At 64.7% G+C, this 20,232-nt stretch carries 15 protein-coding genes; 6 read left to right on the top strand and 9 right to left on the bottom strand.

Annotated features, from left to right (window positions below):
* Positions 1 to 10 precede the first annotated feature (10 nt).
* From NKJ37_RS13605 to NKJ37_RS13590, 4 genes are all read right to left on the bottom strand, one after another.
* Positions 11 to 3,154, bottom strand: a complete 3,144-nt coding sequence (locus NKJ37_RS13605) for an efflux RND transporter permease subunit (protein ID WP_352774053.1) — start codon at positions 3,152 to 3,154, stop codon at positions 11 to 13.
* Positions 3,155 to 3,157: 3 nt separating this feature from the next.
* Positions 3,158 to 4,429 (bottom strand): efflux RND transporter periplasmic adaptor subunit, encoded by a 1,272-nt coding sequence (locus NKJ37_RS13600; protein WP_502901996.1) that lies wholly within the window; start codon positions 4,427 to 4,429, stop codon positions 3,158 to 3,160.
* 243 nt (positions 4,430 to 4,672) lie between these two features.
* Positions 4,673 to 4,879, bottom strand: a complete 207-nt coding sequence (locus NKJ37_RS13595; RefSeq protein WP_352611136.1) for a hypothetical protein — start codon at positions 4,877 to 4,879, stop codon at positions 4,673 to 4,675.
* A 140-nt stretch (positions 4,880 to 5,019) separates the two neighbouring features.
* Positions 5,020 to 5,739, bottom strand: coding sequence for a hypothetical protein (locus tag NKJ37_RS13590; RefSeq protein WP_352774050.1), 720 nt, complete (start codon positions 5,737 to 5,739; stop codon positions 5,020 to 5,022).
* 210 nt (positions 5,740 to 5,949) lie between these two features.
* Between NKJ37_RS13590 and NKJ37_RS13585 the strand changes: the two genes are divergently transcribed.
* The 6 genes from NKJ37_RS13585 (at position 5,950) to NKJ37_RS13560 (ending at position 13,563) form a co-directional block, all read left to right on the top strand.
* A complete protein-coding gene (locus NKJ37_RS13585; RefSeq protein ID WP_352774048.1) occupies positions 5,950 to 6,678 on the top strand; it encodes a response regulator in 729 nt (242 codons plus the stop codon).
* Positions 6,675 to 7,916 (top strand): ATP-binding protein, encoded by a 1,242-nt coding sequence (locus tag NKJ37_RS13580; protein WP_352774046.1) that lies wholly within the window; start codon positions 6,675 to 6,677, stop codon positions 7,914 to 7,916. The genes NKJ37_RS13585 and NKJ37_RS13580 overlap by 4 nt, the downstream gene beginning before the upstream one ends.
* 544 nt (positions 7,917 to 8,460) lie before the next feature.
* Positions 8,461 to 9,627 carry an acyltransferase family protein gene (locus NKJ37_RS13575; RefSeq protein WP_352774044.1) on the top strand — a complete coding sequence of 389 codons (1,167 nt, stop codon included), beginning with the start codon at positions 8,461 to 8,463 and terminating at the stop codon, positions 9,625 to 9,627.
* Positions 9,624 to 10,730, top strand: coding sequence for a glycosyltransferase family 2 protein (locus NKJ37_RS13570; protein ID WP_352774042.1), 1,107 nt, complete (start codon positions 9,624 to 9,626; stop codon positions 10,728 to 10,730). Before NKJ37_RS13575 ends, NKJ37_RS13570 begins: the two co-directional genes overlap by 4 nt.
* A 4-nt stretch (positions 10,731 to 10,734) precedes the next feature.
* Complete coding sequence (locus NKJ37_RS13565) at positions 10,735 to 11,769, top strand: glycosyltransferase family 2 protein (protein WP_352774040.1); 1,035 nt, start codon at positions 10,735 to 10,737, stop codon at positions 11,767 to 11,769.
* Positions 11,770 to 11,778: 9 nt separating this feature from the next.
* Complete coding sequence (locus NKJ37_RS13560; protein ID WP_352774038.1) at positions 11,779 to 13,563, top strand: ABC transporter ATP-binding protein; 1,785 nt, start codon at positions 11,779 to 11,781, stop codon at positions 13,561 to 13,563.
* A gap of 281 nt (positions 13,564 to 13,844) precedes the next feature.
* Here the strand turns inward: NKJ37_RS13560 and NKJ37_RS13555 are convergent, their stop codons facing one another.
* The 5 genes from NKJ37_RS13555 to minC all read right to left on the bottom strand — a co-directional run bounded on the left by NKJ37_RS13555 (position 13,845) and on the right by minC (position 20,099).
* Positions 13,845 to 15,311, bottom strand: a complete 1,467-nt coding sequence (locus NKJ37_RS13555) for a coiled-coil domain-containing protein (protein ID WP_352774036.1) — start codon at positions 15,309 to 15,311, stop codon at positions 13,845 to 13,847.
* A gap of 326 nt (positions 15,312 to 15,637) precedes the next feature.
* Positions 15,638 to 17,842, bottom strand: coding sequence for a sensor domain-containing diguanylate cyclase (locus tag NKJ37_RS13550; RefSeq protein ID WP_352441818.1), 2,205 nt, complete (start codon positions 17,840 to 17,842; stop codon positions 15,638 to 15,640).
* A gap of 294 nt (positions 17,843 to 18,136) precedes the next feature.
* The gene (gene minE, locus NKJ37_RS13545) at positions 18,137 to 18,409 is read right to left on the bottom strand and encodes a cell division topological specificity factor MinE (protein ID WP_024501686.1); all 273 of its coding nucleotides are present in this window, start codon (positions 18,407 to 18,409) and stop codon (positions 18,137 to 18,139) included.
* The gene (minD, locus tag NKJ37_RS13540) at positions 18,406 to 19,221 is read right to left on the bottom strand and encodes a septum site-determining protein MinD (RefSeq protein WP_127296957.1); all 816 of its coding nucleotides are present in this window, start codon (positions 19,219 to 19,221) and stop codon (positions 18,406 to 18,408) included. The genes minE and minD overlap by 4 nt, the downstream gene beginning before the upstream one ends.
* 62 nt (positions 19,222 to 19,283) lie before the next feature.
* On the bottom strand, positions 19,284 to 20,099 hold the full coding sequence (gene minC, locus NKJ37_RS13535; RefSeq protein WP_352774033.1) for a septum site-determining protein MinC: 816 nt from the start codon (positions 20,097 to 20,099) through the stop codon (positions 19,284 to 19,286).
* Between the last annotated feature and the right edge of the window lie 133 nt (positions 20,100 to 20,232).

Here is a 20,232-nt window from a genome sequence, read left to right as displayed (position 1 = left end):
GAAGTTTTCCTTATTGCTGGTTGGCCGTCACCGGCGTCTCGCCCGTATCTGGTTTGGCCGCCCTGCCCTTGAAGATGCGTCGCACCGTGACGAACAATAGCGGCACCAGGAACACGCCGATGATCGTCGCCGCGATCATGCCGCCCATCACGCCGATGCCGACGGAGTTCTGCGCGCCCGAGCCCGCACCGCTGGCGATCGCCAACGGCAGCACGCCGAGGATGAAGGCCAGCGACGTCATCAGGATCGGCCGCAGCCTTTGTCGCGCCGCCTCCAGCGTCGCCTCGACCAGCCCCATCCCGGCGGTCTGCCGCTCGATGGCGAACTCGACGATGAGGATGGCGTTCTTGGCGGCTAGACCGATCGTGGTCAGCAGACCGACTTTGAAATAGACGTCGTTGGACTGGCCGAACAGGCTTGCCGCCAGCAGTGCGCCGAAGATGCCGATCGGCACCGACAGCATGACCGCGAACGGGATCGACCAGCTCTCGTAAAGTGCTGCCAGGCACAGGAACACCACAAGTGCCGAGATCGCATAGAGCGACAGCGCCTGGTTGCCGGAAAGCTTCTCCTGGTGCGACAGCCCTGTCCATTCGTGGGAATAGCCGGCGGGCAGTTGCGCCACAAGCTTGTCGATCTCGTCCATGGCGGCACCCGAGCTGATGCCCGTGGCCGCCGCGCCCTGGATCTCGACCGCCGCCGAACCATTGTAGCGTTCGAGCCTGGGCGAACCGAATGTCCAATGGCTGGAGGCAAAGGCCGAGAACGGCACCATCGCCCCGCTGGCGTTGCGGACCTGCCATTTGTCCAGGTCTTCCGGCTGCATGCGGAAGTTCGGGTCCGACTGCAGATAGACCGGTTTCACCCGCCCGCGATCGATGAAGTCGTTGACGTAGTCGCTGCCCCAGGCGGTGGAAAGCGTGTTGTTGATGTCGGCCAGGCTGACGCCCAGCGCGCTGGCCTTTTCCTGGTCGATGTCGACCGAGAATTGCGGCTGGTCTTCCTGGCCGTTGGGCCTTGTGTTGGCGAGCAGCTTGCTCTGCCCGGCCAGGGCCAGAAGCTGGTTGCGCGTCTGGATCAGCGCGTCATGGCCAGCGCCGTTGACGTCCTGCAGGTAGAAGTCGAAGCCGTTGGTGTTGCCGAAGCCCTGGATGGCCGGAGGCGCGAGCGCGAACACCTGCGCATCCCTGATCTTCGAAAACGCGCCCATCGCCCGGCCGGCGATTGCCTGCGCGGCGGAAGCCGGCGATTTGCGCAGGTCGAAATCCTTCAGCCGCACGAAAGCGATGCCGACATTCTGCCCTGCGCCGCCGAAGCCGAAGCCGGAGGCGGTGAACACCCCGTCGACGACGTCCTTCTCCTGGTTGAGATAATGGTTGGTCACCTCTGCCAGCACGCGCTCCGTGCGATCCTGCGTCGCGCCGACCGGCAGCTGCACGCTGGTGATCAGGATGCCCTGGTCCTCTTCCGGCAGGAACGAACTCGGCAGCCGGGCAAACATCCAGCCCACGGCAACGACGATGGCCAGGAACACGACGAGGAAGCGCCAGGACCGGTTGATGATGCCGTGCGAGCCGTCGCGATAGGCAAGCGTGCCGCGATCGAAGACGCGGTTGAACCAGCCGAACGGACCGGTCTGCGTCGCATGGTCCTTGGGCGGCCGCAGGATCGTGGCGCAAAGTGCGGGCGTCAGCACCAGTGCGACCAGCACGGACAGCACCATCGCCGAGACGATGGTCACCGAGAATTGCCGGTAGATGATGCCGGTCGAACCGCCGAAGAAAGCCATCGGCACGAACACGGCCGAAAGCACGGTGGCGATGCCGATCAGCGCGCCGGTGATTTCGTGCATCGACTTGCGCGTCGCCTCTTTCGGCGGCAGGCCCTCTTCCTGCATCACGCGTTCGACATTCTCGACCACGACGATGGCGTCGTCGACCAGCAGGCCGATCGCCAGCACCATGGCGAACATGGTCAGCGTGTTGACGGAATAGCCGAACAGCGACAGCACGCCGAACGTGCCGAGCAGCACCACCGGCACGGCAATCGTCGGGATGATGGTGGCGCGCAAATTCTGCAGGAAGATGAACATCACCAGAAACACCAGCACGATCGCTTCGGCCAGCGTCTTGACCACCTCCTCGATCGACAGCCGCACGAAAGGCGAAGTGTCGTAGGGATAGACGACCTCGACGCCTTGCGGGAAGGTCGAGCTCAGCCGGGCGATCGTCGAACGCACCGCTTCGGCGGTGTTGATGGCATTGGCGCCGGTCGCCAAATTGACGGCGACGCCCGCCGCCGGCTTGCCGTTGTAATTGGCCTGCGTCGTATAGCTTTCGGCGCCGAGTTCGACGGTGGCGACGTCGTTGAGACGTACCAGCGAGCCGTCCGTCTGGCTCTTCAGGATGATGTTGCGGAACTGTTCGGCGGTCTGCAGCCGGCTCTTGGCCGTCACCGTGGCATTGAGCTGCTGGCCCTTGCGCGCCGGCAGGCCGCCGAGCTGGCCGGCCGAAACCTGCGTGTTCTGCGCTTCGATGGCGGTAGCCACGTCGCTCGGCATCAGGGCGTATTTGGCGAGTTGGTCCGGGTCGAGCCAGATGCGCATGGCATAGCCGGAGCCGAACAGCTGCGTCGAGCCGACGCCCTCGACGCGCTTCAGCGTGTCGTTGACGGTGGCGTCGACATAGTCGGCGAGATCGGTAGAGTTCATCTTGCCGTCGGTCGAGACGAAGCCGATGACCATCAGGAAGCCGGTCGAGGATTTGGAGACGGTGATGCCATTGCTTTGCACCACCTGCGGCAGCTGTGACTGCACCAGTTGCAGCTTGTTTTGCGTCTGCACCTGGGCGGTGTCGGGATCGGCTGATGTGGTGAAGGTCAGCGTGATCGAGGCCGAACCGGTCGAGGTCGACGTCGCCGTCATGTAGTCGAGATTGTCGATGCCGGTCATGCCTTGCTCGATGACCTTGGTCACCGAGTTCTCGACGGTCTGCGCGTCGGCGCCCGGATAGGTGGCGCTGATATTGACCGTGGTCGGCGCGATCTGCGGATATTGCGAGATCGGCAGCGAGGTGAGCGCCAGAAGCCCGCCCAGCATGATCACGATGGCGATCACCCAGGCGAAGATCGGCCGGTTGATGAAGAATACGGACATCGCTCAGTTCCCGGTCGCGGCGGCAGGCGCCGGTTTGGCAGCGTTGGACACGGCGGGCGCGGCGGAAGTGCCCTGCCCGCGGTCCTTGACCTCGCCTGTCGTCTCGTCGATCGTCACTTCGACGCCCGTCGCGTCGCCGCCGGGGCGCACCAGCTGCATGCCCTCGACGATGACGCGGTCGCCGTCGCCGACACCCGAATCCACCAGCCAGTTGTTGCCGACGCTGTTGCGCACTGCGAGCACGCGCGTCTCGACCTTGCCCTGCGCATTGATGACCATGGCGGTGGCCTCGCCCTTGGTGTTGCGGCTGACGGCGCGCTGCGGCACCAGGAAACTATTCTGCGCGACGCCCTCCTCGACCAGCGCCCGCACATACATGCCGGGCAAAAGCAGGCGGTCTGGATTGGGGAATTCGGCCCTGAGCGCGAAGGTGCCGGTGGTCTGGTCGACATTGGCGCCGGCGAATTCCAGCTTGCCGGTCTGTGTGTAGATGGTGCCGTTCTCGAGCTTCAGCTTGACGCTGACATTGGGGCCGCTGAACTTCAGCCGCCCTTCCGAGATCGCCTGGCGCAGATTGAGCAGGTTGGTGCTCGACTGTGTGACGTCGACATTGATCGGATCGAGGGCACGGATGGTGGTCAGCACAGTGTCCTGGTTGGCGGTCACCAGCGCACCCGGCGTCAGCGTGGACTTGTCGATGCGGCCGGCGATCGGCGCGGTGATCGAGGTCCGGTCGAGGCTGATGCGCGCCGTCTCGGCACTGGCCTTGGCCGAGGCGACATCGGCTTGCGCCTGCGCCAGCGTGGCGGCGGCATCGTCATAATCCTGTTTGGAAACAACGTTCTGCTTCAACAGACCGGCATAACGGTCGAACTTGGCCTGTGCGGTGGGCACCGCCGCTTGCGCCTTCTGCTGTGCGGCGACCGCGCTGTCATACGACGCCTTGTAGCTCGCCGGATCGATGAGGTAGAGCGGCTGTCCCGCCGCCACCTCGCTGCCCTCCTTGAACAGGCGCTGCTGGATGATGCCGTTCACTTGCGGGCGCACCTCGGCAACCAGCGAGGCCGCGGTGCGTCCCGACAGTTCGGCGGTGATCGCCACCGATTGCGGATGCAAGGTGACGACACCGACTTCCGGTTTGCCGGGCGCGCCCATGCCGGCGGGGGCGCTGCTCTCCTGCGAGCAGGCCGCCAGCAGAAGAGTGGCGGCGAACATCGCGGCCCAGGGCGCCAGACGGCGTGCCGAAAAACGAGGCTGGCTAGACTTGGAAATCATGGCCTGGATCTTTCCCTGGAGTTGCGTACGCGCTGGCAATGGACCGCTTGGTCGAGGGGCATGCCGATCCATATGATGATAGGCCGCACCCGTCGGCGGGCGGCGACGAGCAATGCTTCGAAGCGGCTCATGTCGCGCTCCTTCTCGTCGGCCGGAGCTGCTCGAAGGTCGAGTAGCTGGCCGCGATGCCCACCGACATCATTATGCCGATCAGCGAGGACATGCCAAGCGCCTTGCCGGAGTTCACGCGATCTTGCGGTCATGATGTCCATGATTGTCGAGCGGCTGCGAGAGCGGAAGCGACACCCGCCAGGCGGCGAAGCGCAGGCGGATCGCGCCCTTCAGCGTGTCGGCCGGCAGAGCCAGTGGCAGGCCGCGTCCGGCATGGTCGAGTGACAATCTCGGGCTGGCGGACGCGAGCAGCCGCAGCAGTATCATGGCTTCCCACATCGTCGTGCTTCCGTTTGATTTGAACTGGGCATGATTTGAAAAACAGGGATGGCGAAGATACGCCCGCCATCCCTGAAAGAGACCGGCCGGCCCGAGAACGGGTTGGGTACCGGGCCGGCCGGCGCAGCCGGTCAGAGTTCTCAGCCGTTCCCGGGCTGGGGCGGCGGACTGCCATCGTTGGGCAGACCTCGGGGGCCGGCTGCATCATCCGGCGGACCGCCCCAGGGACCGGGGGGTGGTCCGTGGGGACGTTCCGCCGAAGCGAGGATTTCGAGCTGTTCGGGCGTCAGCTTGGCGCGCAGTGCCGCGATCGCGTCTTTCAGCTTGCCGGCCGAAACCGCGCGGGCCGTGACGTCGTCGGCCAGTTTTTCCTGGAAGGCGAAGGGATCGCGCTTGCCGTCAGGGCCGGCTGAGTCGGAGCCCTTCGCTTCAGGACTGCCGGAGCCATCAGGACCACCGGGCCGCCCATGATCGGGCCGTGGCGGCGCCAGCACGGCCTGCAGCGCGCTGGTGTAGTCGCGCCAGGCGTCGAGCTGTTCGGAGCGGATGCCGACGCGGGTCTCGAGCGCTGCCAGCCGGGCGGCCAGCATGAATTCCGGCGGCGGACCCATGCGGCGGGGGCCAAAGCCTTCCGGTTCAAAACCTCGCGGGCCAAAACCCTGCGGACCATGCCGCATCGGCCCGTGCGGGCCGGGTCCGGCCATCGGGCCATGATCGGGTCCATCCTGCATTGCCCCACTCTGCTGGGCCATGACCGGTGGCGGCTCGCCGGGGGCGGCACCCGGATCGCGCTGTGTCGCCAGCACGGGGTGAATTGCGGCGACGGAAAACAGGCCGAGCGCAAGAAGTCTGCTTCGCATGACGGTGTTCCTTTCTCTCATGCTTCGGACAAATGAGAGGATAGGAAGCGTATTTGTCCGCTTCGCGTCGGCGTATTGCCGAAGGTTTCCGCAAGAGGGCAATTTGTAACTGAATGTTTCCCACGGCCTGCCGGAAACATTCAGTTGCAATTTTCCGTGCCGCTTGGACGCGGCTCTCCCTATAATCGCGGCCAAGGCAAGGGCACGGTCATGCAGTCACAACCCCATATCCTCGTCGTCGACGACGACCGCGAGATCAGGACGCTTCTCCAGCGCTATCTCGACAGCCAGGGCTTTCGTGTCACAGCTGCGGCGGACCGGCGCGAATGCGAACAGAGGCTGGGCGCGGGCCAGTTCGACCTGATCGTGCTCGACGTCATGCTGCCGGACGGCTCGGGGCTCGATATCTGCCGGGCCTTGCGTGACCGCAAGCCGCATATCCCGGTCATCCTGCTGACGGCGCTGAAAGAAGATGTCGACCGCATCATCGGCCTGGAACTCGGCGCCGACGACTATCTCGGCAAGCCGTTCAACCCGCGTGAGCTCATTGCCCGCATCCGCGCCGTGCTCAGGCGCTCGGCTCCCGAGGAGGCGCCCGCCTCCCCTCGCGCGCGTACCTACCGCTTCGCCGGCTACAGGCTGGAGCCGGACACCCGCAAGGTGACGGATGCACAAGGCGTGGCCGTCGACCTTACGGGCGCCGAGTTCGACCTCTTGCAGGTGTTTCTCGACCGCCCCGGCCGGCTTTTATCGCGCGACCAGCTTCTCGACCTGACGCAAGGCCGCGAGCGCGACCCGCTGGAGCGTTCGGTCGATGTGCTGGTGAGCCGGCTGCGCCGGAAATTTTCCGACACCGGCGACGGGCCGCTGTTCAAGACCGTGCGTAATGGCGGCTACCAACTCACCGCGCGCGTCGAGACCTTGGAGAGCCACGCGTGAATTCGCTGCGCCGCCGTCTCATCCTGCTGCTGGTCGCCTCGATCGTCGGCGTCGTCGGCCTGGCGACGGCCGCCGTCATCAGCGTGCGCGGCGGCGGACCGCCGCCGGAACTGACCGTGCCCTGGATTGCCCAACAGATGGAACTGGTGGTGCGGCTTTTGCCGGGGCCGATCCCCGACGTCCTGCGGGTGCAATTCGCCGACCATCCGGCGGGCGGCAAGGTGGCTAGTGCGGAAACGGCGATGCTCAACGACATCCTGCACCGCCGTGGCCTCGACTTTCCGGCGGTCGTCAACGAGAAGACGGACGAACCCGGCCAGATCGCATCGATGCACCTGCCTGACCGCCGCTGGGCGATCATGGAGGTGCCGCATCTCAAGCCGCCAAGGCGCGAATGGCTGGTCTTGGCCGGCTGGATCTCGCTGATCGTCGCCGGCGCCACGGCGGTGTCGGTCTATTTCACCTCGGTGCTGATCCGCCCGCTCGAGATGCTGGAGGCCGCCGTCTCCAAGATCGGATCGGACGGCGTGCTGGCGGCGGTGCCGGAAGTGGGCTCGGCCGAGGTCAAGGCCACCGCGCATGCGCTGAACCAGCTCTCGTCGCGGCTGCGGACCGCCATGGAAAGCCGAATGCGGCTGGTCGCCGCCGCCGGCCATGATCTGCGAACGCCGATGACGCGCATGCGGCTGCGCGCCGAATTCCTCGACGACGAACGCGACAAATGGCTTCACGACCTCGACGAGCTCGACCGCATCGCCGATAGCGCCATCCGCCTGGTGCGCGAAGAAGTGAACCAGGACGCCGTCGAACCGGTCGACCTGGCAAAGACGGTGCGCGATATCGAAGCCGAGATGGTATCGCTCGGCCATGCCGTCTCGATCGGGCACCTGGACAAGGTTTGCGTGCGGGCCGGCGCGCTTGGCCTGCGCCGCGCCTTGCGCAACCTGATCGTCAACGCCGCCACCCATGGCAAGGCGTGCCGCATCGACCTGGCCGCAGCCGACAATCGCGCCGTGCTGACCATATCTGACCATGGCCCGGGCATACCCACGGAACTCCTGAACAAGGCGTTCGAGCCCTTCTTCCGCGTCGACCCCGGCCGCCTGCAATCCGTCCCCGGAGCCGGTCTTGGCCTCGCCATCGCCAAGGAAATCATCGAGCGCTACGGCGGCATCGTGACGCTGCAAAACCGCCGAGGCGGCGGGCTGGAACAGACGGTGGTGTTCGAGGCAGTGTGAGGGGCGTTACGTGCGAGTTCCCGTTGGACGGAAGGCCTGCCTCGGGAGCAGTGAGCCTTGCGGCAAGAAAAAGACGGCGACGATGCTGCACCGCGCAAAGCCAATGGTTCCAGCCCATTTCTCGGCGTAACCAGAGCCAATCCACTCGGCAAAAAACACAGACTCCGAAATTTCGCCTGGTTTAACAAAAGATTAGGCCTATTTTATTGCGTCAGCCTACGACGTCCTCCCAATCAGCCGAAGCAGGAATCTTTAGCGCTTGCTCACATAAGTATTTCATCCCGGTAGATTTTTTGTGTTGCGCCGCACAATAGGGTGGCCGAACCATTCCTTTGGGGTTCGTTTGCGACTGGACATACCCTGTGGAGGATTCCGGCACGTTGACCAATTTGTGCTGTTCGTCCGTCGATTTCGAGCCCGGCTCGATCGGACCCGCAAAGCGAAGGTTTGACGGTGCCGGTGCCCTGGCGGATCTCGTCCGCCTGGTGCCCGAAACGACCGGCTGGCGGATACGTCGCGGACATCAATGCCGCGGAAGCCGCTGATGGGAAGCGCCCGTGACATCCAACTTGATGCGTTGAGAGCCATCGCCGTAACGATGGTGTTGTATTCCCATTTCTTCGCGGAGGGACCTTCGTTCTGGGGCCATATCGGCGTGCGGCTGTTTTTCGTGCTGAGCGGCTTCCTGATCACGCGCCTGCTGCTGGAGGCGCGTTCGGCCACCGAATTCGAAACCGGCCCCGCGCTGCGCTCCTTCTACATCAGGCGGATGTTGCGGATATTCCCGCCCTATTTTGCCGTCCTGGGTTTCGTCTGGCTGGTTGACCTGGATCAATCCAGAGGATCGCTGGTCTGGCATGCGCTTTATCTGTCGAACTTCTGGTATGCGCAGCACAATAACTGGAACCCTTGGGTGCTGGGCCATTTCTGGAGCCTGAGCATCGAGGAGCAGTTCTATCTTGCCTGGCCGCTGGTCGTCCTGCTGGCCCCACGCCGCCGCTTCGAGGCCATCTGCATCGCCGTCATCGCACTGTCGCTGGCCTATCGCTTCTATTGGCCGATCACTGCCACGCCGGCGCTGGCGCGCGACCTGCTGCCGCCGGCATCCATGGACGCGCTGGCTTCGGGCGCGCTGCTTGCCTGCTGGCATTTTAGGGGCGCCGGCCTGCCGCACTGGATGCGGCTGGGCTGGCCTGCCTTCGCCGCCGCATTCCTGGCGATTGAGTGGTTAGTCCCAGAGCCCGCCGATCCGACATTGGAATGGGCCCGCTGGGTGCTGCGAGAAGTCCTGCCCCTGGTGCCACTGATGGTCATCGTAGCCGCCTGTTCGCGCGGCCTTGGCGGCCCCCTTGGCAAGCTTGCCGAACTGCCGCCGCTGCTTGGCCTCGGCCGCATCAGCTACGGTGTCTATCTCTACCATCCGATATTGCTGTCGCTCGCCGTCAAGGCGCAGCCCTGGATTCCGCTCAACGTCTCGGAGCAAGGGCCAGGGCGATTCCTGGTTGCGAGCGCCGCCACGATTGTCGCGGCCTGGATTTCCTGGGTGGTTTTCGAGAGGCCGCTCAACAGCCTCAAGCGCCACTTCCCCTATGTCGCGCGCACCCGCCCCGCACAGGGCAGCCATGGCGGCTGGCTCGCGACGGCAGCCGTCGGACCGCCCGATGGCCGCACACCGGCGCTCGAATTCCAGCGCACGGATACAAGACGATGACCGCCCCGCCGCTCGTCTCCGTCCTGTTGCCGGTCTACAATGCCGGTCCCTATCTCGCCGCCGCGCTGGGAAGCATCCTGCGACAGGACTACGGCCGCCTGGAGATCATCGCGATCGATGACGGTTCGACCGACAATTCGCTCGAGATACTCGAGCGCTGCCAAAAGGCCGACAGCCGCATTTCGATCGTCTCGCGCGAAAACCGCGGCCTTGTCGCGACGCTCAACGAAGGGCTGGCGCTCGCCCGGGGCGAACTGGTCGCGCGGATGGACGCCGACGACGTCGCCTATCCCTGGCGTCTGTCGCGCCAGGTGGCGCTGTTCGAGCGGCGGCCCGAACTGGGCTTCTGCGGCGCCGGCGTCGACATGTTGATCCGCGGCCGCATCGCCATCGGCAGGCCGGATCCGGTGTTCCAGTTCGGCCGCATCCCTGTATTGGCGATGTTCTTCACGATCTTCATGCACCCGACGGTCGTCTACAACAGGAAGGTCATCGACGACGGCGTTCTCCACTACGACCAGACCTACAGGCACGCCGAGGACTTCGATCTTTTCAGGCGGCTGGCCAGCCGCTACCCGGCAGCCATGATGCCCGAAAACCTGGTCGTCTACCGCGTCCATCAGGCAAGCGTGACCAGCCGGCACTTCACGGAGATGCGCAGGACGCATTTGCGGATCGTCGCCGAGAACCTTGAGCGCGAGGGCCTGGCGCAGGCCACGCGGGACCTGCGCGACATCGGCGATGCGGTCAGCCACGACACGGTCGCCCGTGCGGCCAGCTTCATCGTCGCGCTGGAGGAGGAAATCCGCTCGCTGCCGGCGGCGACGCGGCCGAGCTTCGAGGCTGGCGCGCTGAACCTGTTCTATTTCCTCTACCAGCTCGTCGCCGACAAAAAGCAGCCGGCGTTGACGCATGAATTGCTGACGCGGACCGCGAAATGGAACGTCATCCGGCGCCGCGAGCAATATGCGCTGCGGCCCGGCGCCTGGGCGCCCTGGCTCAGCCTCGCCTCGCTGTCGGCCGCCAGACAAGCCGATGCCATGGCGTACTTCTTCAAATCCGCGCCCGCCGCGGCGGTTCTGGCGTCTCATCGGTTGAGTTAAAGGCATGATCGTCAAAGCCAACCAACCTCTGCAGCGCGATCGTTCGACGGCGCTTGGCCCTGCCCCGGCCGGTCCCCGCCCGGAACGATCGGCGCCGGAAGTCAGCTTCATCATCTGCACGCGCAACCGCGTCGCCGTGCTCGATGCCTGTATCAAGTCGGTGCAAGCCGCGTGCCGCGCACATGCCGGCTTCGCGGCCGAACTCGTGGTGGTCGACAATGGTTCGAGCGACCGCACGGCCGAACGCCTGGCCAGCATCGCCGCTGCGTCGGACATTCCGTTCACGCCGGTCTGCGAGCCGCGCCCCGGGCTGGCGGCCGCGCGCAACGCCGGGCTGAGGCGTGCGCGCGGCCGTGTGCTGGTCTTCGTCGACGATGATTGCGCCGTCCATTGCGACTATTTGCGCGATCTGGAGCGACACTATGCGTCCGGGGAACGATGGCTCATCCGGGGAGGCCGTGTCGAGCTTGGCGATGCCAGGGATTTGCCGTTCACCATCAAGCGCTCGTGGGTGCGCGAGCGGCTGACGCCGGATGTTCATCCCGGCGGTTTTGTGCTGGGCTGCAACATGACGATGCACCGCGATGTCACGGCCCGCATCGGCTATTTCGACGAACGCTTCGGCGCCGGCGGACCAATGCGGTCGGCCGAGGATACCGATTACCTCGTGCGGGCGATGCTGCTCGGCATCGCAGTCGAGTATGTGCCTGATATGACGATATTCCATCATCATGGCCGGCGGGATCGCAAAGCCATCGAGAAGCTGCACCGCGACTACAGCCTGGGCAATGGCGGGCTCTGCCTGAAGCATGTTCGCCACGCGCCCTGGCTGCTTCGCCATTTCTACTGGGCCGCAAGAGGGGCTATCAGGGAATTGGCGGGAGGACCCGCCTTCGATCGTGAACTCAACCTGCCGCACTGGCCGATCGTCGCCATGAATTTGCTCGGCGCGGCCAGGTTCGCGGTTCTCCTTCTGGCCAGACGGCCGCGGGCCGAGCCAGTGCGGCAAGATCAGCAAGCCAATGCCCAGGCGAGGTGAAACGCTATAATGCCGATGCTGCCGCCAAGCCTGCCGATGCTGTTCCGGGCGTTCGGAAAGCGGCAACTGCGCCTGCTTCCGGCGGTGGTGGTACTCGGCCTGCTCAGCGCCGTCCTCGAAGGGTTCGGCATCGGCCTGATCATCCCGTTGCTGGGCATCATCATGGGACATGGGGATGCGGCCGGAATGGGCGGCTTCTCCGCTGTCCTCCAGCATGTCGGATCGGGCTTGAGCGAGCGCGACCGGCTGATCGTCATTTCGGTCGCCATCCTCGGCTCGATCATCCTGAAGAACGTCTTCGCCTTCGCCAACACGCTGCTGACGACCTTCATCTCCGGCAAGGCAAGCCATTCGATCCGCAGCGCCCTGTCGGAGCAGCTGTTGCGGGTCGGCTACCCATTCTTCCTGCGGCAAAGCCCCGGACGCCTGCTCAACATCATCTCCAACGAATCCTGGCGGGCCTCCGATGCGATCCAGATCATGCTGTCGGCCATCGTCAGCGCATCGGCCGCCATCATCCTGTTGGCTTTCCTGTTGCTGCTTTCGTGGCGCATGACGCTTCTGGTCACGCTCGGACTGGCGCTCGTCCAGATCGCGCACGCCATCCTCTCTGCCAATCTGAAGGAGCCCAGCCGCAGCGTCGCTTCGCGCAACGGCCACCTCGCCTCGCAGATGCTTCACCTTGTGCATGCCGGACGGCTGATCCGCATCTTCGGACAGGAGAACCGGGAAAAGGCGATATTCGACACGGCGTCGGATGCGGTTCGCCGCGCCTCCTTCGCGCTGCTCGTGCGCCAGGGAGCGCTGCCGCCGCTGACGGAGGTTCTCCACGCCATGCTGTTCCTGGCGGTGGTGATCGGCGCCTGGCTGGCGCAGGTGAGTTTCCCGCTGATCATCGCCTTCGTCATCCTGCTCTACAGGCTGCAGCCGCATATGCGGGCCCTGCAGGGGTCGTGGAGCCAGCTGCAGGGCCTGAGCGGATCGCTCGAAGAGGTGACATGGCTGCTGGATCCCGCCGGCAAGCCGCAACCGCCGCAAGGCGACGAGCCGTTCCACGGCCTGCGCCAGGGCATCAAGTTCGACGATGTGACATTCACCTATTCCGGTACGGACCGGCGCGAGGTCGTGCTGCATGCGGCGACATTCGAAATCCGCGGCGGCCGCTCGACGGCGCTGATCGGCCGCTCGGGCGCCGGCAAAACGACGATCGTCAATCTCCTGTGCCGCTTCGTCGAACCGGACACTGGCAGCATCCTCGTCGATGGATCGCCGCTCGACGGGATCGACGCCAGCCAGTGGCGACGGCACATCGCCCTGGCCAGTCAGGAACTGGAATTGGTCGATGGCAGCATTTTTGAAAACATAACCTACGGGCAGGATACGGCGACAGCCGGCGACGCCGAGGCCGCCGCAAGACTGGCCGAAGCGCACGAGTTCATCGAAAGGCTGCCTCAGGGCTACGAGACGCTGGTCGGCTACAGGGGCGTCAATCTGTCGGCGGGACAGAGGCAGCGGATCGCCTTGGCGAGAGCCCTGGTCCGCGATCCCGATCTCCTCATCCTGGACGAAGCCACCAATGCGGTGGACGGGCTGTCGGAAGCGGCCATCGTCGAGACCCTGAAGTCGAGAGCCGGCCGCCGCACGACTATCGTCATCAGCCACCACCACAGCACAATCTCGTTCTGCGACGACGTGGTCATCCTGAGCGGCGGCCGCGTGAAAAAGCAGGCCCCTTTCGGCGCCCTGGCCTCGCTCAGCATGGACGAGCTTTATCAGCACGAGCCGCTCGACTGAGGAGGCACCGGGCCGGCCGCGATCGTTTCCCGGGCGTGTTTGCAGCCTCCGGCCGGCGGGCCGTCGCAAAGGTTCGAATCAGAAGCTTGGGGAAGTGCCGCTGGCACCTTCCGTGATCGCACCAATGCCGTGCGGGACCGAGGCGCGCTACCTTGCCTGTGCGGCGGACCTGTCGATCCGCCTGGCCGGTGCCCCATTGGGCTTACTCTCCGGGTGAGGTGCCGGCCTCCCATGCACAAAAGACCTGAAGCGGGTCACCTGAAGCCCTTCAGCGCCACACTTCAGCTAGCGGCGCCGACATTCCTGCGCATGCGCCGCCTGCCCGTCGTCCGTGCTTTCTTCGCCATCGCCCCGGCTATCTCGACCACGCCGTCCTCGCGCGGCCTGCCATTGGTGGCCTTGTGGAGCCGCTCGTAGGGCAGCAGTTCCTTGATGCGGGCATTGAGCGATGCGATTTCAGCTTTGAGGTCCTCGCATTCCTGCCTCTGCACGTCGAACTGTATCTGTTCGGACGCCTGTTGCAGCGTCAGCTGAGAAAGGTTGGCGTTCACCTTGGAAAGACTCATCTTGTCGCTTTCGCTCTCCTGGGTCAGCGCGGACAATCTTTCATCGGCGATCTTCTTTTCGGCCAAGGCATCGTTCAGTTCGCTCTTGAGCCTGGCGATCTCGCCTGCGGCTTCGCTGTTTTCGGTCGAGGTTTGCTCCAGCCGCGATTGCAGGTTCTGGATCTCCGAGCTCAACCCGCGCATTTCCGCCTGGCTGCGAGCCAGCTCGGCTTCCTTGTCGCCTTCCATCATGCGTGCTGCTTCGTTCGTTTCCGACAGCTTCGCCTGTGCGGCCTCGAGCGACTTCTGGAGCCGCATCTCCTCTTTGTCGCTCTTGCCGAGCGCGGCCAGCAGCTCCGCCAGCCGCGCTGCTTCGCTGGCATGGATCGTCGAGAGCTCGTCGAGCCTGTGGCGCGCCTGCGATTCCCGCTTCAGCGCCTTGTCGAGTTCGATCGAGAGGTTGACGTGCTTTTCGCGCAGCATCTTGCTTTCGCGCAAGCGCCTGTTGGCCTCGACCGTCCTGGCGGTCAGCCGCTTGGCGATGTCGCCGAACTCCGCTTCACGTTTGGCGCTCGCATTGGCTGTCTCCACCAGTTCCAGCCTTACCGCGGCAAGTGCCGCACGAAGCGTCTCCCGGTCCTGAACCAGGCTTGTCTCGCGCTGCTGCAGCGCTTCGAAAGCGCCGTCACGCTCGCGCAATTTTCTCGTCGCATCGTGCAGCTTCTCCGACAGCGCCCTCTGTTCGGCGGCCAGAGCGGCATTGGCAACCTCCAGCTCGTTGGCGCGCAGGATGTCGCTGTGCAGGATGTTGAGGAATTCACGCGTCAGATGGTGTGAGGTGCCGATCTCCGACAGCTTGTCGTTGATCTCCTCCAGATAGTCCCTGGCGTCATGGAAGAGACCCTCGAAGGCGCTCAATGCAGCCAGCCGGGTCTGTGTATGGGCCGTCAGTCGTGGCGCGGTTTCGGAACTGTCCGCATCGCCCGCGGCGTCGGCCTTGCTGGCGTTGTCGTCATTTGCCGCGTCGGCCTGGGGTGGCCCGTCATCGGGTGCCGCCTGGGCATCCGGCACATCGTCGCTCTCCGACGGCACCAGATCGTCGGCGTCGAGACTTGCATCCAGCGCGTCCGCCAAATCGATCTGCAGGTCCTGGATCGCTTTATCCACGTCTTCAGCACGCTTGATCAGGCCTCTGAAGTTCATCACCAAACTCCCCTTACGCATACCTCGCTTCGAACTTAACAAATTGCTAATATATCCTTACATCCGCTGCTTGCGCAGGGGAAGCCCCGTCGGCACAAAGGTAAATTTGGGACATTTGGGGGTTGAAATAGCCCGAACAACCAATGACGCAGCCGAAAAGAGCCGGATCCTCTGACAGTGTGGAGGTCTGAAGGACGGCAAGACCGCGGCCGCTCAGGAAGAGCCCGCGCGCGAGACCTCGAGGGCAGAGAGAACTTGCCTGATCCCTCTTGGCAGGCGCAGGATGACTATCGCGGGCCGGGCCGAGTGCTCTACCCCAAACGGTCTCAGCTGCTTTTCGGGGCTGGTACCAACTGGATCGGAGGTCGCTCGCCGGACGCGTTGCCCAGCGCGATGGCGACGCGGTCGCGCCCACTACCCTTGGCCTCGTAGAGCGCGTGATCCGCGGCGTTGGTCAATTCGGCCCAGCCCACGCCATGCTCGGGGTAGGCGGCGACACCGAACGAGGCTGTGACGGTGCCCAGCGTTCGGCCGCGATGCGTCAAATGAAGCTTCCTGATTGCCTGGCGCAGCGCTTCCGCCCGCTCGGCACCTTCCTGGACCGAGCTTCCCGGCATGACCAGGGCAAACTCCTCGCCGCCGTAGCGCGACACGACATCGCTATCCCTGGCGTGCTCGATCAAGGTGGCGGCGACCTGCTTCAGGACGAGATCGCCGGCTTCGTGGCCGAACGTATCGTTGAACTGCTTGAAATGGTCGACATCGAGCATGATGATCACCAGCGGCTGGCCCGAGCGCTCCATCCGGCGCAGTTCGCGGCTGCTCGTCTCCTCGAGATATCGCCGGTTGAACAGACTGGTGTTCGGATCGCGGATCGACTGCTGCCGCAGCGTCTCGCGCAGGCGCAGATTGGCCAGGGCGAGCGCCAGCGTGTCGACGACACCGCGCAGGATCTGCTGTCTTTCAGTCAGCCATTGTGGCTTCTCGGCCGCATTCGGCTCGCACAGATGAAGGATGCCCAGCGTCTCGCCTTGGGCCGCCAGAGGCATGCAGACATAGCCCTTCTTGCCGTTCTCGGTGATATGCGCGCAGCGCGGCGTGAGCATGCCGGGGCCAGCGACATGTTCCTGGCCGCGCCTGAGCGCCCAGCAGTCTTCCGGCGCGAATTGCGTGGCGCTCGAGCGGACGTCGCCCCAATGCGCCATCTCTTCCACCAGGTTGCGCGACGCGCTGGTCAAGTGGACGGTTCCGCTCAAGCCACCGAGGAACTCGGCCATGGCCGTGCCGACCACCGAGAACGCTTCCGGGAAGGTGACGCAGGCCTGCAGCAGTTCGCCAAGCTTCACCAGACGGGTCGTGGTCTCGGACTTGTCGTGCAGCTCGCGGTTGAGGAGCGCCAGCTGATCGGCACGCTCGTTGACCACTCCTTCCGCGCGGCGCAGCTCGCTGATGTCGTTGAGCGTGAGGACCAGGCCGCCTTCGGACCTGCTGAGCGGACTGCAACTGGCGATGACCGGCAGATGCGAGCCGTCGGATCTGGTCAGGCGCACTTCGCCCTGGTGTTGCCGGCCCGTGGCTAACGCCATTTCGATGGGAGAAGCGCCAGCGGCGAACGCACCGCCTCTGGGGTCGCGAACCGTCAGCACCGAATCCCATTGCTGCCCGACGATCTTGTCGGCGCGCCGCCCGATCATCGTTGCCGCCGCTGGATTGGCGCTGGCGACGCGGCCGTCGCCGTTCAGAACCGCGATGCCTTCGGCAGCCGTTTCGACGATGTCCTCGACATGCGCACGCGCCGATGCAAGCTGGTCCGCCATCGTGTTGAAACCATCGGCCAGCTGCCCGAATTCATCGTTGCGGGCGTGGCTGATGCGCGTCATGGCGTTGCCTTTCGCCAGCGCTTCCATGCCGCGCATCATGTCCCCGAGGCCAGAGCTGAAACGACGGAGCAGCAGCCATGCGAAGCCGACCGCGACCAGCACGGCGGCCGTCGCGCTGAGGCCAACCAGCCAGAGCAGGCTGTTGGTGCTTTGTTCGGCGGCCTGCAGAACGGGGTCATATTCCAGCAGCACGGCGCCGATGATCGTATCCTCGGGATTTTCGATCGGAACGGCCAGTATGGCGTTCACTTCCTCCGGGTCGACAAATCTGCGCGGAATGCCGTCCGCCAAGGTCTGGCCTATTTCGTTGCCGGGGTCGTGACCGAATTTGTCGCCGACCTGGTGCTCTTCGTCGGCGGCATGGGCAAGGATGGTCTTGTTGTTGTCGAGGACCAGGAAATCCCGGTGCAGGCGGCGGTGCTGGTGCTCCATAAATTGCTTGAGCGCCTCGGGCCGCTCGAGCAGCGAAGGCGTCCCATCGGATGATTTGAAAACGATGGTGTCGGCCAATTCCCGCGCGACGTTGGTCGCTTCGGTCAACCCCAACGATTTGGTCGCCGCTATCTGCGTAAAGATCGCAACGCCGCCGACCAGCCCGATCAGGGCCGCGGCGGCCACCATGGAGAGAATGATCTGGCTCTTGATACGCATGTCATGGCTCCGCCGAGAACGACAGCATTGCGCATGTCAAATCGAGCCAGCATCTCATTTCCGGCTTTTTATTACCAAATGCTTATCAACGTCCTAACGATGGCAGGCGAAGCCGCTCCACACTCGGAGGGAGCGGACTGGGCTCCCCACCTCCCCCTTGTGGGGAGGTCGGACCGCAGGTCCGGGTGGGGGTGCTGGCGCCAACCCCCACCCCGATCCGCTTTGCGGATCGACTTGCCGGGGCGAGCCACCGGTCTCGCCCGTCCTTCGGACCCCCACAAGGGGGAGGTAAAGTCACCCCGCCATGGCCAGCGGCACGGCGCTCTTGTTGGGGATCTGGATGTCGATTTCCAGCGTCGACATGGTCTCGCCGCGGTCCATCGAGACTTGCAGATAATCCTGGTCGATCTGCACATGCTTGGCGATGACGGCCATGATCTCCTCGCGCAGGATGGAGACGAGGTCGGGCTGGCTGCGGTTGCGGCGCTCGTAGGCGAGCAGCACTTGCAGCCGCTCGCGCGCCACCGGGGCGCTGGAGCGCCGCTTGAAGATGTCGAGCAGGTTCATGCCGCCCTCCTTCCCAAAAGACGATCGAGGAAGCCCTTGCGCTCGAAGGGCACGATGACGGGCAATTCCTCGCCCTCCAGCCGCCTGGCGGCGTCGATATAGGCCTTGGCGGCCGCATTGAGCGGCTCTGACAGTGTCACCGGCGAACCGAGGTTGGAGGCGCGCAGCACGTCCTGGCTTTCCGGAATGATGCCGAGCAGCGGCACCGACAGGATTTCCAGCACGTCATCGATGGACAGCATTTCGCCACGCGAGGCGCGTGCCGCGTCGTAGCGCGTGACCAGCACATGCTTGGCGATCTGCTCGCCCTGCTCGGCCCGCAAGGTGCGGGCATCGAGCAGGCCGATGATGCGGTCGGAATCGCGCACCGACGACACTTCCGGATTGGTGACGATGACCGCCTCGTCGGCAAAGCGCATGGCGAGCTGCGCGCCGCGCTCGATGCCGGCCGGGCTGTCGCAGAACACGTAGTCGAACACCGAGCGCAGCTTGTCGATGACTTCGCCGACGCCCTCCTCGGTCAGCGCATCCTTGTCGCGCGTCTGCGAGGCCGGCAGCAGGAACAGCGTCTCGACCCGCTTGTCGCGGATCAGCGCCTGCGAGAGTTTCGCCTGGCCCTGGATGACGTTGACGAGGTCGAACACCACGCGCCGCTCGGCGCCCATGATCAGGTCGAGGTTGCGCAGGCCGACGTCAAAGTCGACCAAGGCCACCTTCTTGCCGGTCTTGGCCACGGCCGCCCCGAGGGCCGCCGTCGAGGTCGTCTTGCCGACGCCCCCCTTGCCCGAGGTGACCACCACTACCTTGCCCATTGAATAGCCTCCATTGTTGTTCATTTGTTTTTGGTCGAGCGGCCCTCGCCGCCCGGTCGAAGTCAGCTCAGCGTCGAAACCCGCAGCGCGTCCCCGTCGAGAAACGCCTGCACCGGCTTGCCGCGCGAAACACCTTCCATCTCCTCGGCGGTGACGTACCAGCCATCGACCGCCAGCAGTTCCGCCTCGTTCTTGCGGCAGAAGATGCGCGCGCCCCTGTTGCCCAGCGCACCCGCCGAAGCGCGCCCGCGCAGCGTGCCGTAGACATGGATCGAGCCCGCCGCGATGATCTCCGACCCGGAAGCGACCGAACCCAGCACGATGACATCGCCATGCGGATGCACGATCGTCTGGCCGGAGCGGATCGGCGACTTGACCATCAGCGTGCCCGAAACTTCCTGCGCAACCTGCGGCTCGCTATCGCCGGCCTTGCTTGCGCCAGCCTTGCCGTCGCCGACCTTGGCCGAGCTACCCGCGTCCGCGAGTTGTTTAGGCGCCCTGCCCTCGGCCTTGTCGAAACTCTCCGCCCGCGCCTCGCGGGGCAGCAACCCATCCGTCGTCGCCTCCTTGGCGCCGACCAGAACCGGCGGCAGGTTGGGCTCGAGTGCGGTGTGGCCGTCGAGCTCGATGGCGTAGATGCGGATGCCACGATGGCCAAGCACGCCGACCAGCGATTCGATCGCGGCGACATCGGGCTTCAAGGTGTTGAGATCAAGCACCACCGGCCGCCCGGCAAAATAGCCCGGCGAGTTGCCGATCCAGTGATCCAGCCCCTCGAGCCACACGTCCAAAGGCGCTTCGGGCGTCAGCGTGAAAGCGACGAAAGAACGCGCGCGAAAACGAATGGATTTGGCCTCGAGGGGGGCGGCAAAGGTCACGGCTGGCGAATCCTTACTGAGAGGTAAACGCTAGCGGGAGGATGGTTAATGAAAGGTTAATGGGAGGGGGATGAGGGCCAATTTGCGAGAAGTTGGAAGGTCAGCCAACGCCAAGGCAGTGACAGTCGATCCG

This window comes from Mesorhizobium sp. M0140 (assembly GCF_040322475.1).
Classification (GTDB): Bacteria; Pseudomonadota; Alphaproteobacteria; order Rhizobiales; family Rhizobiaceae; genus Mesorhizobium.
The sequence above is the reverse complement of the archived record's forward strand: the minus strand, read 5'-3'. Positions and strand labels throughout refer to the sequence as shown.

What these genes read in the sequence shown, in the direction of transcription:
- NKJ37_RS13575 (WP_352774044.1), top strand. Translation starts at nt 8,461, where the DNA reads ATGGGAAGCGCCCGTGACATCCAACTTGATGCGTTGAGAGCCATCGCC.
- NKJ37_RS13560 (WP_352774038.1), top strand. Translation starts at nt 11,779, where the DNA reads ATGCCGATGCTGCCGCCAAGCCTGCCGATGCTGTTCCGGGCGTTCGGA.
- minE (WP_024501686.1), bottom strand. Translation starts at nt 18,409, where the DNA reads ATGAACCTGCTCGACATCTTCAAGCGGCGCTCCAGCGCCCCGGTGGCG.
- NKJ37_RS13555 (WP_352774036.1), bottom strand. Translation starts at nt 15,311, where the DNA reads ATGAACTTCAGAGGCCTGATCAAGCGTGCTGAAGACGTGGATAAAGCG.
- NKJ37_RS13600 (WP_502901996.1), bottom strand. Translation starts at nt 4,429, where the DNA reads ATGATTTCCAAGTCTAGCCAGCCTCGTTTTTCGGCACGCCGTCTGGCG.
- NKJ37_RS13590 (WP_352774050.1), bottom strand. Translation starts at nt 5,739, where the DNA reads ATGCGAAGCAGACTTCTTGCGCTCGGCCTGTTTTCCGTCGCCGCAATT.
- NKJ37_RS13565 (WP_352774040.1), top strand. Translation starts at nt 10,735, where the DNA reads ATGATCGTCAAAGCCAACCAACCTCTGCAGCGCGATCGTTCGACGGCG.
- NKJ37_RS13570 (WP_352774042.1), top strand. Translation starts at nt 9,624, where the DNA reads ATGACCGCCCCGCCGCTCGTCTCCGTCCTGTTGCCGGTCTACAATGCC.
- NKJ37_RS13585 (WP_352774048.1), top strand. Translation starts at nt 5,950, where the DNA reads ATGCAGTCACAACCCCATATCCTCGTCGTCGACGACGACCGCGAGATC.
- minD (WP_127296957.1), bottom strand. Translation starts at nt 19,221, where the DNA reads ATGGGCAAGGTAGTGGTGGTCACCTCGGGCAAGGGGGGCGTCGGCAAG.
- NKJ37_RS13550 (WP_352441818.1), bottom strand. Translation starts at nt 17,842, where the DNA reads ATGCGTATCAAGAGCCAGATCATTCTCTCCATGGTGGCCGCCGCGGCC.
- NKJ37_RS13605 (WP_352774053.1), bottom strand. Translation starts at nt 3,154, where the DNA reads ATGTCCGTATTCTTCATCAACCGGCCGATCTTCGCCTGGGTGATCGCC.
- NKJ37_RS13595 (WP_352611136.1), bottom strand. Translation starts at nt 4,879, where the DNA reads ATGTGGGAAGCCATGATACTGCTGCGGCTGCTCGCGTCCGCCAGCCCG.